This is a genomic window from Streptomyces sp. NEAU-174, assembly GCF_052665095.1.
Window position 1 is genome coordinate 969,658 of record NZ_JBQTCE010000002.1, and the last position, 12,881, is coordinate 982,538.

Sequence of the window (12,881 nt, forward strand, 5' to 3'; positions counted from 1 at the left end):
CTCGGCACCACCGCCCTTGACCCCAGGTAGGCCCTTGCCATGACTCCTTCCCCGCCCCGGTCCGGTGCCCCGCTCCATGCCGAGCTGGCCGCCGCGCTGGCCGAGGTCCCGGTCGTCGCGTCGGTCGTCACCACCCAGCCGCTGCGGCAGTTCCTGACCGCACCGGCCAAGGTGTGCATCGTCGCCTCGCTCACAGTGGGGCAGCTGCCCAAGGCCGTGCCGACGCTGGTCCGGGCGGGGAAGACCGTGTTCGTGAACGTGGACAGCAGCCCCGGTCTGGCCCAGGACCGGGGCGCGCTGGAGTTCATCAAGAACATGGGCGCGCACGGCGTGGTCAGCACCCGGCTGTCGCTGATCGAGAAGGGCCGGCCGCTCGGCCTGCGCACGATGATGAAGGTGTTCGTCACCGACCGGTCCAATCTGCGCCGCTCCCTGGACGCGGTCGCGCGCGGGGCGCCGGACCTGGTCGAGATCATGCCCGCCCCGATCGTCGCCCGGATGACCGAGCAGGCACAGCGCGCGATGTCCCCGTCGGTCGCCGCGGGCTTCGTGGAGACCCCCGCGGACGTGGCGCTCGCGCTGGGCCTCGGGTCCGTTGCCGCCGCCACGTCCGACCCCCGCCTCTGGCACCTGCGCCGCGACCAGCTGCCGCCGGTTCCGCCCTCCGCGCGCAAGCGGCCCAGCGCACCATGAGGCCCCGTGCGGTGGCGCGCACGCACACCGGGAAACGGCGTGCGGGCAACGTTCTCGCAACGTGGCCGGGGGTTCCCTGGGCCGGACCCCTGACCGCTCGGTGAGCATGGCCAGTATGACGGAGAGGGATCGCCCATGGACCGTATCGCGCTGACTCCGGCCGCGGCCGAGCTGATCCGCAAACTGCGGGCGGATCACGGGCCGCTGATGTTCCACCAGTCGGGCGGCTGCTGCGACGGCAGCGCGCCGATGTGCTATCCGCTCGGCGAGTTCCGTACGGGTGGGTCGGACGTGCTGCTCGGGGAGTTGGAGGTGGACGGGGTCGAGGAGCCGGTGGGCTTCTGGATGTCGGCCTCGCAGTTCGAGCTGTGGGCCCATACGCATCTCACGGTGGACGTGGTGCCGGGCCGTGGCAGCGGCTTCTCCCTGGAGGCGCCGGAGGGTGTGCGCTTCCTGATCCGTTCACGGCTGCTGGACGACACGGCCGGCTGAACGCTCAGCTCGCGTCGGCCAGCGCCAGCGTGTGCAGCCGCTCCGGCGGGCCCGGCCGTGCGTAGTACCAGCCCTGCGCGGTGTCACAGCCCAGCCCCCGCAGATGCTCGGCCTGTACGGCCGTCTCCACGCCCTCGACCGTCACCGCGAGGTCCAGCGTGTGCGCGAGCGAGACGATCCCCTCGACGATCTTGACATCGACCGGATCGGCCGGGGCCCGCTGCATGCCCCGGGTGAAGGAACGGTCCAGCTTGAGCTGGGAGACCGGGAGTCGGCGCAGATACGACAGGTTGGAGTAGCCGGTGCCGAAGTCGTCCAGGGCGATGTCCACGCCGAGGTCGGCGAGTTGGCGCAGCGGCCGCAGGGCGGTCTCGTCGGCGCCGATGAGGTCGTTCTCGGTGACCTCCAGGCACAGCGCGCTGGGGCACAGTCCGGCGTTCTCCAGCACCGCCACCGTGTCGGAGACCAGCGTGGGATGGCTCAGCTGGCACGGCGAGAGGTTGACGTTGACGCGCAGCGACTCGTCGTCCTCGGCGGCGTCGCGCCACTCGCGCGCCTGCCGGGCGGCCTGCTCCAGCACCCAGCGGCCGAGCGGGACGATCAGCCCGGTGTCCTCGGCGAGCGGGATGAACTGGTCGGGGCCGAGCACTCCGTGCAGCGGGTGCAGCCAGCGTACGAGCGCCTCGGCGCCGCGCACGGTGCCGTCGGTGAGCCGTACCAGCGGCTGGTACTCGATGAAGAACTCGCCCTTCTCCAGGGCGGAGGGCAGCCCGTTGGTGAGGCTGTGCCGGGCGATCACCCGGGCGTTGGAGTCGGCGTCGGCGATCTCGTAGCGATTGCCGCCCGCGGCCTTGGCCCGGTACATGGTGATGTCGGCGCTGCGCAGCACCTCGGCCCGGCCGATCTCCCCGGCCCGGCCGTCGACCACGCCGATGCTGGCCCGTACCCGCAGCTCACGGCCCTCGATCCGGACGGGTTCGGCGAGCGCGGCGAGCATCCGGCGGGCCAGCCCGGCGCCGTCGGCCTGCGCCGCGGGGCCGGTGACCAGGGCGAGGAACTCATCGCCGCCGACCCGGGCGAGCAGTTCGGTGGGAGCCTTCACACAGCGCCGGAGGCGTTCGGCCACGGCCTCGAGCATCCGGTCGCCGACGGCATGGCCGAGGCTGTCGTTGACGGCCTTGAAGCCGTCCAGGTCCAGGTAGCACACGCCGAACGGCTCGGCGTCGGCGTCGGCGGCCAGCACCTGGTCCAGCCGCTCCAGGAAGAGGGTGCGGTTGGGCAGTCCGGTCAGCTCGTCGTGGGTGGCCTCGTAGCGCAGCCGCTCCCGCAGCTGCCGGTGCTCGGTGATGTCCTCGGCGAGGGCGAGCTGGTACTGCGGGGCGCCGCTGGAGTCGCGCAGCAGGGTGACCGTCAGATTGGTCCACAGCTCGCTGCCGTCGTCACGGTAGTGCGGCTTCTCGATGCGGAAGTGGTCGCGCTCCCCGTTGACCAGCTCGCGGTAGAGCTCATGGGCGCCGGGTACGTCGTCGGGGTGGACGAACTCGGTGACGTTGCGGCCGGGGCGGAAGAAGTCCATCCCGCCGAACATCCGGGCCATGGCGTCGTTGACGACGAGCACCTCGCCGTCGAGTCCGGCGATGCCCACGCCGATGACCGCGCCCTCGAAGACGGCCTGGAACTTGGCCTCGCTCGCGTGCAGCGCCTTCTCGGCCTCGGTCCGGGCGACCAACGCGGCCCGCGAGATGGCCTCCTGCTCATCGCGCTCGCGCTCGCGCAGCTCACGGACGAATCCGGCGGCGAGGGCGTGCTGGAGCCGCACACAGCGGGCGCGCGCCTCGTCGTCGGCCAGGAGCTCGTGGGAGGGCTCGTCGGACGGTCCCGGGAACGATTCACCGGAGGGCTGGGAGAAGGGCGCTCCGGGCGCCGAGCAGGACACCAGATGCGCGTCGATGACGCCCAGGATGGCGGGCAGCGCGTCGGGCTCGGTGCACTGGGCGTCCACCAGCGCGGCCCCGACCTCGTACGCGGCCTCGGTGTCGAAGGGGGACGAGCGCAGCGCGGCGCTCAACCGGTGGGCCAGCGGCAGCAGATAGCCCTCGAACTCGTCGGGGGTCATCGTGGTGGCGGCCAGTGGGTGGACGGCCCGGCACCAGATGCCCGCGAATCGCCTCAGCGGATCGTTCTCCCTCTCCCTGGGGGCGGGGTGTCCGGCGGCGTCCCCGGCGCCGCGGTCACATCTCGGCCCGCCCGATTCGGACGTCATATCGTGCGCTCCCCGGGGCAGCCGCCATGGGCTGTTTCCCTGTAGCCTGCCGCGTCCTCGCCTGCGGCGTCGATGCCCTCCGGCCGCCAGTCCACGTCCTGCACTTCCTTCGCCCTCTTCCGGCTTCCGGGGCCGCCCTCGGGTCGTCCGCGTCCTCGGGGAAGTGGAGCACGACGAAGAGCGGCACGGCAACCCGCTGCTGAGGCGAGATTACTGATCAACCGTTCGATGAGGAAAGGAAAAACGGAAAACTCCAATCCGGATCTGATCATGGAGACGGGCCCCGCCAGGGGCGGTCGAGCACCTGTCAGCGGCATCTGCCAGCGGCTCGACCCCCGTGCTGACCTCGGCCCTCCACAGGCCGGGCCTTTGAAAGTCGCCTCGGCGAACCCCCCTCGGGGAGCCCCGTTCTGGCGGAGCGTCAACCCCGCCTGGGAGCAGTCGAATGAGGAAATCCATCACGTCCGCCGCGCTTGAACGTCACACCGGGGTCCGCGGTCGGCAGCTTTTTCGCCCTCATGCGGTGAATTGCCATGAATAGGGGTACTCGGCCGCTGGATCTCCACGAGGAGACGCAAGGAGGCGCGACGACGCACGGGGCACATGAGGATGCACAGAGTGACCCCACGGCCCCACCGAGGCCCTGGACACGCAGGCGAGGGAGCCGGACGGACGGGTCGGGACGGGCCGGTGCGGCTCCCACCCGGAACCGACGCGACCGCACCGCACCACACCACAAGGCGGGATGGGCAATGAGCGACAAGAACAAGACTGTGGCGCGCGCTCTGCTCGACCAGCAGGGCACGACCTTCGCCGCCGAGGCCGGGATCAAGCTCCGCGACGCCCCCGGCCCGCTCTACCAGCTGCTGGTGCTCGCGCATCTGCTGTCCGCGCGGATCAGTTCCGACATCGCCGTCGCCGCCGCCCGCGCCCTGTTCGACGCCGGGCTGCGCGACCCGCGGCGGATGGCGGAGGCCACCTGGCAGCAGCGGGTGGACGCGCTGGGCGAGGGCGGCTACCGGCGTTACGACGAGCGGACCTCCAGCCAGCTGGGCGAGGCGGCCGAGCTGGTGAACCGGGAGTACGGGGGCGATCTGCGGCGGCTGCGCGAGGCCGGGGACGTGAAGAAGCTGCTCCAGGGGATCAAGGGCATCGGTCCGGCCGGGGTGAACATCTTCCTGCGCGAAGTGCAGGGCATCTGGCCCGAGTTCGCCCCGTACTTCGACAGCAAGGCGCTGGACGGCGCCGAGCGGGTCGGGCTGCCGAAGAGCGCGCGGTCGCTGGAGGGGCTGGTGGCCGAGAAGGACCTTCCCCGGCTGGCCGCCGCCCTGGTCCGGGTCGCGCTGCACGCGGACGCCGCGCGCGAGGTGCGCGCGGCGGCGTAGCGCGGTCAGGCGACAACACGTTCACGTGAGGAACTGCGAGCACTGGTACGGACCGTACGTCCGCTCGCCGTCGTCCAGGGAGACCCGGACGTCGTCCGGCCGGATGGACTCGTCCCGGTGCAGGAAGGACTGGGCACGGGCGAGGGTGCACACCAGCTGGCCGTTGGGCAGCCGGTCGCTCGGGCTGTCGAAGGAGGCGCCGGGCGAGTGCAGGGTGATCCGGTGACCCGTGCCGCTGGTCCAGTACGGCCCGAGCCGGACGAGGTTGACGAGGCCGCGCTCCGCGGCCCAGTCCGGTGTGTCCGACAGCAGCTTGAGGGCACCGTTGGGTTCCTCGATGGAGGCGTCGGGGCGGGTGACGCCCTGGAGCGCGGAGCCGCGGACGTAGTAGATCCGCAAATCCTTGGTGAGCCCCTTCGCGGGCTCGCCGCCGTCCACCACCCCGGTGGGCCGCACTCCGCAGCCGGCCGCCGCCGCCAGGGCGAGGAGCACGGCCACCGCCGCCGTACGCGGGCGGTTCGTCCCCCCTCTCATCGCGCCCCTCCGTCCGTCGCCGCTGCCTGTGCGCCAGAGCCCTGCCCGGCGTGTTCCCGCGGGTGGCGGGGCAGCCGCAGGGTGAACACGGCGCCGCCGCCCTCCTCGGCGGGCCGGTTGGCCGCCTCGATCGTGCCGCCGTGCAGCCGTGCGTTCTCCAGCGCGATGGCCGTGCCGAGGCCGCTGCCCTCCGAGCGGGCCCGGGCGCTGTCCGCCTTGTAGAAGCGGTCGAAGACCCGGGCGAGGGCGTCGGGCGGCAGCCCCGGCCCCCGGTCGGTGACCTCCACCGTCACCCGGTCCGCGTCGGCGGACAGCGTCACCGTCACCGGCCGCTCACCGTGGCGGAGCGCGTTGCCCACGAGGTTGGCCACGGCCACGTCCACCCGCCGCCGGTCCACCACCGCCCGTATCCCCTCCGGGAGCCGCGCCGCCACCTGACCGGTCCAGCCGCGCAGCTCCAGCGTGCCGTGGACGATCCGCGCGAGATCGGTCTCCACCGCGTCGAGCCGGGCCGCGCCCGAGTCGAAGCGGGACATCTCCATCAGGTCCTCCACCAGCCGGGCCAGCCGCGCGGTCTCGTCGCTGACGGTACGGGCGGCGCGGGCGGCGTCCGCGGGCAGCTGCGCCGCGTCCTCGTCCAGCACGGTCGTCACCATCGTCATGGCGGTCAGCGGGGTGCGCAGCTCGTGCGAGACATCGGCGACGAACCGCCGGGCCCTGGCCTCCTGGTCGCGCAGATCGGTCACCGAGCGCTGGAGCGCGTCGGCCGTGGTGTTGAAGTCCGCGGCGAGCCGGGCGAGTTCATCACGGCCCCTGACCTCCACCCGCGAGTCGAGGTCGCCCTCGGCCAGCCGCCGGGTGGCGCGTCCCAGTTCGCGCACCGGCCGCAGCACGGTCCCGGCGGCGAGCAGGGCGAGCACCGCGGCGAGGCCGAGCACCGGGAGCAGCCCCCCGCGCACCGAGTCCAGCAGGGCGGCGGTGTGCTCCTCCTCCGCTCGCAGGGAGGTGACGGCGAACACCTCGAGCCCGGAGGCCCGGCCGTCCTCGTACGAGACGGGGGTGCCGACCACCAGATACGGCCGGCCCCGGTACGCCACGCGCTGGAATCGGGTGCGGCCCGATGAGCGGACCGAGGCGCGCAGTTCGGGGGTGATCCGGGTGCGGTCGGCCAGGCCGTCGGAGGACGCGGTGAGGCCCTGGTAGCGGGTGACGACGAGCGGGGCGCCGGAGAGGCCGGAGGAGACCGAGTCCGCCAGCGCGGTCAGCGTGCGCATGTCGGGGGGCATGTCGAAGTCGGGGGCGACGCTGTCGACGCGCTCGCGGAGGTCGGTCTGGAAGGCGTCCTGGGTGCGCTGGAGGACGGCGCTGCGGGATTCCCGGTAGGCGAGCGCGGTGGCGGTGACGGTGCTGATCAGCGCGACGAGGACGAAGGCGATGACCAGCCGGGTGCGCAGTCCGCCCAGGCGCGGCCGGAAGCGTTTCACAGCGGACCGAACCGGTAGCCGAAGCCGCGCACGGTCTGGATGTAGCGGGGCCGGGCGGGCACCTCCTCGATCTTCGCGCGCAGCCGTCCGACCGCGGCGTCGACCAGCCGAGAGTCGCCGAGGAAGGAGTGGTCCCACACCGAGGCGAGCAGCTGCTCCCGGCTGAAGACCCGGCCCGGCGAGGCGGACAGCTCCAGCAGCAGCCGCAGTTCGGTGGGCGGCAGCGGGACGGGGGTGCCGTCGCGGCTGACGGTGAGCCCCGCCCGGTCGATGACCAGCCCGGCGTAGACCTCGCCGGGCCGCCGGGGCACGGGGTCGGCGCGCCGCAGCGCCGCCTTGATCCGTGCCTCGAGGACGGGTGCGGTGACCGGCTTGACCACATAGTCATCGGCCCCGGCCTCCAGACCGCCGACGATGTCCGGATCGTCGCCGCGCGCGGTCAGCATGATCACGGGCATGGTGGAGCGGGCCCGGATCCGGCGGCACACCTCGAAGCCGTCCATGCCGGGCAGCATCAGGTCGAGCACCGCGAGTTCGACGGCCGTCCCGGCGGGGGCGTCGAGCAGTGCGAGGGCCTCCTCGCCGGTGGCGGCGACCGACACCTGATGGCCGTGGCGGCGCAGCACGAGCTCCATGCCATCGCGTACGGAGGCGTCGTCCTCGATGAGCAGTACATGCGGCATGCGGCCGATTATGACCCATGAATTCGCCGGAAACCGCTGGTCAGGCCGATGAATCAAAGGCATACGGGCTTTGTTACACATCCATCATATGGTCATGGACGGACCATCATGTGGCCGCCGAAAGGTGGTCGCCATGACACGGCACACCCGGCACACCACTTCCCGCGCCGCCTTCTCCCGCGCCGCCTTCTCTCGTACCGCCTTCCGGCGCGCCCTGGCCGCCCTCGCCGCGCTGCCCCTCCTGGCCCTCGCGGTGGGCTGCGGCGGTGACGACGACTCGACCCGGGTGGAGGGGGTCGCCTCCGCGCCGGGCGGGGACACCGGGGGCTCAGGCGGCTCCAGCGCCTCCGGCGGCTCCTCCAAGGGCACCGGCGGCGGCGGTTCCGCCAAGGGCAAGAGCGCCTTCTACGACGCGCAGATGGACTATGTGCGCTGCATGCGCACCAAGGGCGGGGCCAAGGACTTCCCCGACCCCAAACTCAGCGGCTACCTCGACTGGGACAAGATCAACAAGCTGGAGGATCCCAGCGGCACGGGCGAGGTGACGAAGGGCGGCAAGGACGGAGCCTGTGCCGATGAGCTGCGCAAGGCGATGACGTTCGAGCCCGAGCGGGACGCCCAGAAGGACTACGAGTCGATGCTCGCGCACGCCACGTGCATGCGGGACCACGGCGTCTCGGAGTTCCAGAACCCCACCATGTCCGCGGGCAACGCGGTGCCCGGTGGTGAGCCGGACCCGACGAACCCCCGGATCGACCCCGACTCCTCGGTGTACAAGCAGGCCCGTGAGGCGTGCGAGGGCAAGCTGCTCGACGGTCTGGACGGTATGCAGTGAGGCGCAGCACCGCGTGGATCGCGGGTGGCGCCCTCGTCGCCGCCGCGACCGGGGCCGGGGCCGCCGCCCTGGTCCTGGGCGGCGGGGACGGGGCGGACGCCTCGTCCCGGGACGGCGACCGGCCGCCCGCCACGGCCAAGGTCGTCCGCACCGATCTGGTCCAGAGCAAGACCGTCGACGGACAGCTCGACTACGCCCAGCGGCGCGAGGTGTCCTCCGCCGTCGACGGCACCGTGACGGTGGCGGCCGACGCGGGCCGCACGGTCACCCAGGGGCAGGCGCTGTACGAGCTGAACGACAAGCCCGTCACCCTGCTGTACGGGCAGATCCCGATGTTCCGCGCCATGAAGCCCGGGGACCGCGGCTCCGATGTCCTCCAACTGGAGCGGAATCTGCGTGACTTGGGGTTCGGGGCCGGGCTGTACATCGATCCGCGCTATGACGCGGCCACCAAGGCGGCGGTCAAGAGCTGGCAGAAGTCGCTCAACCGCGCCCCCACCGGCACGGTGGGCAAGGGAGACGTGGTCTTCCAGCCCGACCGGGTGAAGGTCGTCTCGGCGGACGCCGCGGCCGCGGACCACGTGGGCCCGGACGCCACGGTGCTCACCGTCGCCTCCACCAAGCCGGTGGTCCGGGCCCAGCTGGATCAGCAGGATGTGTCCCTCACCGCCAAGGGCACCACCGTGAAGGTGACGCTGCCCAGCGGGCGGACCGTACGGGGTGAGGTATCGGGCACCGTCCGCCCCGAGTCCCCGGATGACGATCCGTCGGCCGCGGCGCGGGACGGCATCACCGTGGAGGTCACCCTGGACGGCGGCCGTCCCGCGGTGTCCGGGGAGGACGCCAAGGCGACGGTGAACGTGTCGTTCGTCAGCGAGAGCCGCGAGAACGTGCTGGCCGTCCCGGTCGAGGCGGTGGTGGCGCTGCGCGGTGAGCAGGGCGGCTACGGCCTGGAGCTGGTGGCGGGCGACACCACCCGGATGGTGCGGGTGGAGACCGGGATGACGGCCGACGGGCGGATCGAGGTCAGCGGCCCGGGACTGCGCGAGGGCATGACGGTGGGAGTGGCCGAGCAGTGATCGCCACCGCGCCACCGCCCCGCCCGGCGGCCGTGATCAAGCTGGTGGGGGCCACCAAGACCTATCCGGGCGGCGTCCACGCCCTGCGCGGGGTGGATCTGACCGTGGTCTCCGGTGAACTCCTGGCGATCGTCGGCCCGTCCGGCTCCGGGAAGTCGACCATGCTGAACATCATCGGCACCCTGGACCGCCCCACCTCGGGCACGGTCCGGGTGGCCGGCCACGATGTGAACGCGCTCTCCGACGTCCAGCTGTCCGCCCTCCGCGCCCGTCACATCGGCTTCGTCTTCCAGCACTTCCACCTCTCCCCCGGCCGGGACGCGGTGGACAACGTGGCGGACGGGCTGCTGTACGCGGGGGTGGGCGCGCGCGAGCGCCGGGCGCTGGCCCGTGCGGCGCTGGAGCGGGTGCGCCTGGGCCACCGGCTGGACCACCGGCCGCATGAGCTGTCCGGCGGTGAGAAGCAGCGCGTGGCCATCGCCCGGGCGCTGGTCGGCGAGCCCCAACTGCTGCTCGCGGACGAGCCGACCGGGGCGCTGGACTCGGCGTCGGGCGAGGTGGTGATGGAGCTGCTGCGGGAGCTGAACGCGGCGGGCACCACGGTGTGTGTCATCACCCATGACCACGAGATCGCGGACGCGCTGCCACGGCGGGTCCGCTTCCGCGACGGCGAGGTCGTCGCCGACTCGAACGAGGTGAGGTCATGACCGGCCGGAAGACCACGGCGGGCACGCCCCCCGTCGGCCGCGGGCTGAAGCCCTCCCGGCTGACCGCCGGTGACATCCTCCGCGTGGGCGCCGTCGGGCTGCGGGCGCGCCGGACCCGGGTGGTGCTGTCCGCCCTCGGCATCGCGATCGGCATCGCCACGATGGTGGCGGTGGTGGGGCTCTCCACCTCCAGCCGGGCCGATCTGATGGCCCGGCTGGACCGGCTGGGCACCAACCTCCTCACCGCGGAGGCCGGTGAGGACCCGCTGGGGAAGGACATCGTGCTGCCCAAGAACGCGGTCGCGATGGTCGAACGCATCGGCCCGGTGCGGCACGCCACGGCGACCGGCGAGGTGGACACCCGCATCCGGCGCAGCGATGTGGTGCCGGAGGAGCGGACGGCCGGGGTCACCACCCAGGCGGCCCGACCCGATCTGCTGGAGACGCTCGGCGCCGGGGTGGACCGGGGCGTCTGGCTGAACCACGCCAATGAGCGGCTGCCGGTGACCGTCCTGGGGTCGATCGCCGCGAAGCGGCTGGGCGTCACCGAGCCCGGTGAGAAGATCATGGTCAATGACCGCTATGTGGTGGTCGTGGGCATTCTCCGGCCGGTCGAGCTGGTGCCCACGCTGGACCGGGTGGCGATGGTCGGATTCCCGGCCGCCGAGCGGTACTTCGGCTTCAACGGCCACCCGACCACGATCTTCGAGCGCTCCACGGACGCGTCGGTGGCGGACGTGGCGGCGGTACTGGCCCGCAGCGTCAACCCCGGCCAGGAGGGCACCGTGAAGGTCTCACGGCCGTCGGACGCCCTGGCGGCGAAGGCCACCACCGACGAGGGGCTGACGGCGCTGATGCTCGGGCTCGGGGCCGTGGCGCTCCTGGTGGGCGGGGTCGGTGTGGCCAACACCATGGTGATCTCGGTGCTGGAGCGCCGCCAGGAGATCGGGCTGCGGCGGGCGATCGGGGCCACCCGCAACGCCATCCGGCTGCAATTCCTCACCGAGTCACTGCTGTTGTCGGCCCTCGGCGGGCTGGCGGGGGTGGCGCTGGGCTCGGTGGCCACCTGGGCGTTCGCCCTGGCCCAGGGCTGGACGACGGTTATCCCGCCCTGGGCACCGGCCGGCGGCTTCGGCGCCACGCTGGGGATCGGCGTGCTCGCGGGGCTCTACCCGGCCATCCGCGCCGCTCGCCTCCACCCCACCGTGGCGCTCAACGCCTCCTGAGCGGGCCGGCCGCCTCAGCGGATGCCGAGCTCCTTCAGCACCCGCCGCTGGGCGGCGGTGGGCTTGGCCGGGAAGTAGAGGTAGCAGACGCCGCCGGTGCCCGAGACCACCTTGCCGTCGGCGTTGTACCGCTTCGTCCGCAGCCAGATGTTCTCCCACTGCCGCCGCTTGTAGATGTGGCGGACCGCCGCGTTGTCGGCCGAGGCCGGGTCGTTGGCGATGACGTCGCCGTCCGCCGTGAAGCCGATGACGGTCATCAGATGCCCCGAGGTGCCGTATCCCGCGCCGTCCAGCTCCGTCTTGAGGAAGGACTGCGAGGTGATCAGCGGAATGCCGACCTCGATCAGCTTCTCGGCGTCGTTGAGCGAGCCGAGCCGGGTGACCACGCCCTGGAGATCGCGGTAGGTGGCGGCGTAGGCGGCGTTGAACGGCCAGTTGCCGCAGCCCTCGTACTGGTAGTCGAAGGTGGACCGGGCGGCGTGGCAGACCTGCGGATCGGCGTAGTCCGGGTTGACCCAGGCCAGGTCCTCGGCGGAGGGCTTGCGGCCCCAGTACTCGATGATCATCTGCGAGGAGGTAGGGCTGCACCACGCCTCGCCGCCGTTGTCGTACTCCGGGTACTGGCCCTTGTGGATCTCCTGCGAGTAGCGCGGTACGACGAGTTCGCGCCCCTTGGCCAGGCCCGGCGTGGAGGCGGGCACCTCGAACCGGTCGGGGACGTCCGAGCCCATCCCGCCGACCCGCCACACCGTGGGGGTGAGGGTGGTGCCGGGCTTGCGGTGGAGGGTGAGCCGCACCTGGTACGCCGCCAGCCGCAGCCCGCTCGCCGGGTCGTCGATGGAGAAGGTGTCGGTCCACACCGAGCTCTTGTCGTCGCTCTGGTCGTCCACCGAGGTGCGCCGGATGGAGGAGGCGCCGTCGTCGGAGGCCCAGCGGCCCATCACGTACCAGGGGGTCGCGGAGCCGTCGGTGTAGGTGCCCTTGAGCTCGATCTGGATCCAGGTGCCGGCCGGGGTGCGGGCGTTCCAGGAGACGATGGCCTCGGTCGCGGGCACGGAGAGGGTGCGCACCGGGGAGGTCCAGGTGGCGTACTCCCAGGCGGCCTTGGTGCCGGTGTGCGGATCGGTGTAGTCCACGCTGCCCAGCGGGCGGGAGATGACGATGCCGGGGCGGGCGCCGGACTCGGCGCGGACGCCCTTGGCGGCACCGGCCAGCCAGTCGGCGTGGCTGGTCCAGCCGTGGTACTCCGCGATCCGCTCGGCCTTCGAGCCCGCCGGGGCCGCGGCGTCCCCGGGGGTTACGGAGGTGCCCGCCGAGGGGCGGGCCGTTCCGGCGGCCGACGCGGCCGTCGTGGTGACGGCGGCGGCGCCCGCGACGCCGAGTGCGGCGGCGAGCACGGAGCGGCGGGGCGTGGATCCAGATCTGGTCATGCGGGGTTCCCCCAGTCGTCGTCCGGTCCAGTGGGCGGCGGGTGCGACAGTCGCACAACTATGGCCGCTG

General features: G+C 72.6%; 12 protein-coding genes. 7 read left to right on the forward strand and 5 right to left on the reverse strand.

Annotated features, from left to right (window positions below):
• Positions 1-39: 39 nt before the first annotated feature.
• Entirely contained in the window at positions 40-693 is a 654-nt protein-coding gene (locus ACT2CW_RS08860; protein ID WP_445516162.1) for a glycerol-3-phosphate responsive antiterminator, read from the forward strand.
• A gap of 135 nt (positions 694-828) precedes the next feature.
• Positions 829-1,185, forward strand: a complete 357-nt coding sequence (locus ACT2CW_RS08865; RefSeq protein ID WP_164425126.1) for a DUF779 domain-containing protein — start codon at positions 829-831, stop codon at positions 1,183-1,185.
• A gap of 4 nt (positions 1,186-1,189) precedes the next feature.
• Here ACT2CW_RS08865 and ACT2CW_RS08870 read toward each other — a convergent pair whose 3' ends face one another.
• The gene (locus tag ACT2CW_RS08870; protein ID WP_445516163.1) at positions 1,190-3,448 is read right to left on the reverse strand and encodes a putative bifunctional diguanylate cyclase/phosphodiesterase; all 2,259 of its coding nucleotides are present in this window, start codon (positions 3,446-3,448) and stop codon (positions 1,190-1,192) included.
• Positions 3,449-4,200: 752 nt separating this feature from the next.
• Between ACT2CW_RS08870 and ACT2CW_RS08875 the strand changes: the two genes are divergently transcribed.
• Complete coding sequence (locus tag ACT2CW_RS08875; RefSeq protein WP_445516164.1) at positions 4,201-4,833, forward strand: endonuclease; 633 nt, start codon at positions 4,201-4,203, stop codon at positions 4,831-4,833.
• A 21-nt stretch (positions 4,834-4,854) separates the two neighbouring features.
• Here ACT2CW_RS08875 and ACT2CW_RS08880 read toward each other — a convergent pair whose 3' ends face one another.
• Genes ACT2CW_RS08880 through ACT2CW_RS08890 form a run of 3 tightly spaced genes read right to left on the reverse strand, consistent with a single transcriptional unit; the run spans position 4,855 to position 7,534 of the window.
• A complete protein-coding gene (locus ACT2CW_RS08880) occupies positions 4,855-5,367 on the reverse strand; it encodes a hypothetical protein (RefSeq protein ID WP_164425124.1) in 513 nt (170 codons plus the stop codon).
• The gene (locus tag ACT2CW_RS08885) at positions 5,364-6,851 is read right to left on the reverse strand and encodes a HAMP domain-containing sensor histidine kinase (protein ID WP_311766681.1); all 1,488 of its coding nucleotides are present in this window, start codon (positions 6,849-6,851) and stop codon (positions 5,364-5,366) included. Before ACT2CW_RS08885 ends, ACT2CW_RS08880 begins: the two co-directional genes overlap by 4 nt.
• Positions 6,848-7,534 (reverse strand): response regulator transcription factor, encoded by a 687-nt coding sequence (locus ACT2CW_RS08890; RefSeq protein WP_182469628.1) that lies wholly within the window; start codon positions 7,532-7,534, stop codon positions 6,848-6,850. The genes ACT2CW_RS08885 and ACT2CW_RS08890 overlap by 4 nt, the downstream gene beginning before the upstream one ends.
• 133 nt (positions 7,535-7,667) lie before the next feature.
• On the opposite strand from ACT2CW_RS08890, the gene ACT2CW_RS08895 reads away from it, so the two are divergent.
• From ACT2CW_RS08895 to ACT2CW_RS08910, 4 genes are read left to right on the forward strand one after another with little or no spacing between them, the layout of a single operon-like run.
• Positions 7,668-8,369, forward strand: a complete 702-nt coding sequence (locus ACT2CW_RS08895; RefSeq protein WP_445516165.1) for a hypothetical protein — start codon at positions 7,668-7,670, stop codon at positions 8,367-8,369.
• Positions 8,366-9,448, forward strand: coding sequence for an efflux RND transporter periplasmic adaptor subunit (locus ACT2CW_RS08900; protein WP_445516166.1), 1,083 nt, complete (start codon positions 8,366-8,368; stop codon positions 9,446-9,448). Before ACT2CW_RS08895 ends, ACT2CW_RS08900 begins: the two co-directional genes overlap by 4 nt.
• Complete coding sequence (locus tag ACT2CW_RS08905) at positions 9,448-10,155, forward strand: ABC transporter ATP-binding protein (RefSeq protein ID WP_445516238.1); 708 nt, start codon at positions 9,448-9,450, stop codon at positions 10,153-10,155. Before ACT2CW_RS08900 ends, ACT2CW_RS08905 begins: the two co-directional genes overlap by 1 nt.
• A complete protein-coding gene (locus ACT2CW_RS08910; protein WP_164425118.1) occupies positions 10,152-11,381 on the forward strand; it encodes an ABC transporter permease in 1,230 nt (409 codons plus the stop codon). The genes ACT2CW_RS08905 and ACT2CW_RS08910 overlap by 4 nt, the downstream gene beginning before the upstream one ends.
• 14 nt (positions 11,382-11,395) lie before the next feature.
• On the opposite strand, the gene ACT2CW_RS08915 is transcribed toward ACT2CW_RS08910, so the two are convergent.
• Positions 11,396-12,811: a peptidase C39 family protein gene (locus tag ACT2CW_RS08915; protein ID WP_445516167.1), complete on the reverse strand. Its 1,416-nt coding sequence runs from the start codon at positions 12,809-12,811 to the stop codon at positions 11,396-11,398.
• Between the last annotated feature and the right edge of the window lie 70 nt (positions 12,812-12,881).

What these genes read in the sequence shown, in the direction of transcription:
- ACT2CW_RS08880 (WP_164425124.1), bottom strand. Translation starts at nt 5,367, where the DNA reads ATGAGAGGGGGGACGAACCGCCCGCGTACGGCGGCGGTGGCCGTGCTC.
- ACT2CW_RS08875 (WP_445516164.1), top strand. Translation starts at nt 4,201, where the DNA reads ATGAGCGACAAGAACAAGACTGTGGCGCGCGCTCTGCTCGACCAGCAG.
- ACT2CW_RS08915 (WP_445516167.1), bottom strand. Translation starts at nt 12,811, where the DNA reads ATGACCAGATCTGGATCCACGCCCCGCCGCTCCGTGCTCGCCGCCGCA.
- ACT2CW_RS08890 (WP_182469628.1), bottom strand. Translation starts at nt 7,534, where the DNA reads ATGCCGCATGTACTGCTCATCGAGGACGACGCCTCCGTACGCGATGGC.
- ACT2CW_RS08870 (WP_445516163.1), bottom strand. Translation starts at nt 3,448, where the DNA reads ATGACGTCCGAATCGGGCGGGCCGAGATGTGACCGCGGCGCCGGGGAC.
- ACT2CW_RS08895 (WP_445516165.1), top strand. Translation starts at nt 7,668, where the DNA reads ATGACACGGCACACCCGGCACACCACTTCCCGCGCCGCCTTCTCCCGC.
- ACT2CW_RS08860 (WP_445516162.1), top strand. Translation starts at nt 40, where the DNA reads ATGACTCCTTCCCCGCCCCGGTCCGGTGCCCCGCTCCATGCCGAGCTG.
- ACT2CW_RS08910 (WP_164425118.1), top strand. Translation starts at nt 10,152, where the DNA reads ATGACCGGCCGGAAGACCACGGCGGGCACGCCCCCCGTCGGCCGCGGG.
- ACT2CW_RS08865 (WP_164425126.1), top strand. Translation starts at nt 829, where the DNA reads ATGGACCGTATCGCGCTGACTCCGGCCGCGGCCGAGCTGATCCGCAAA.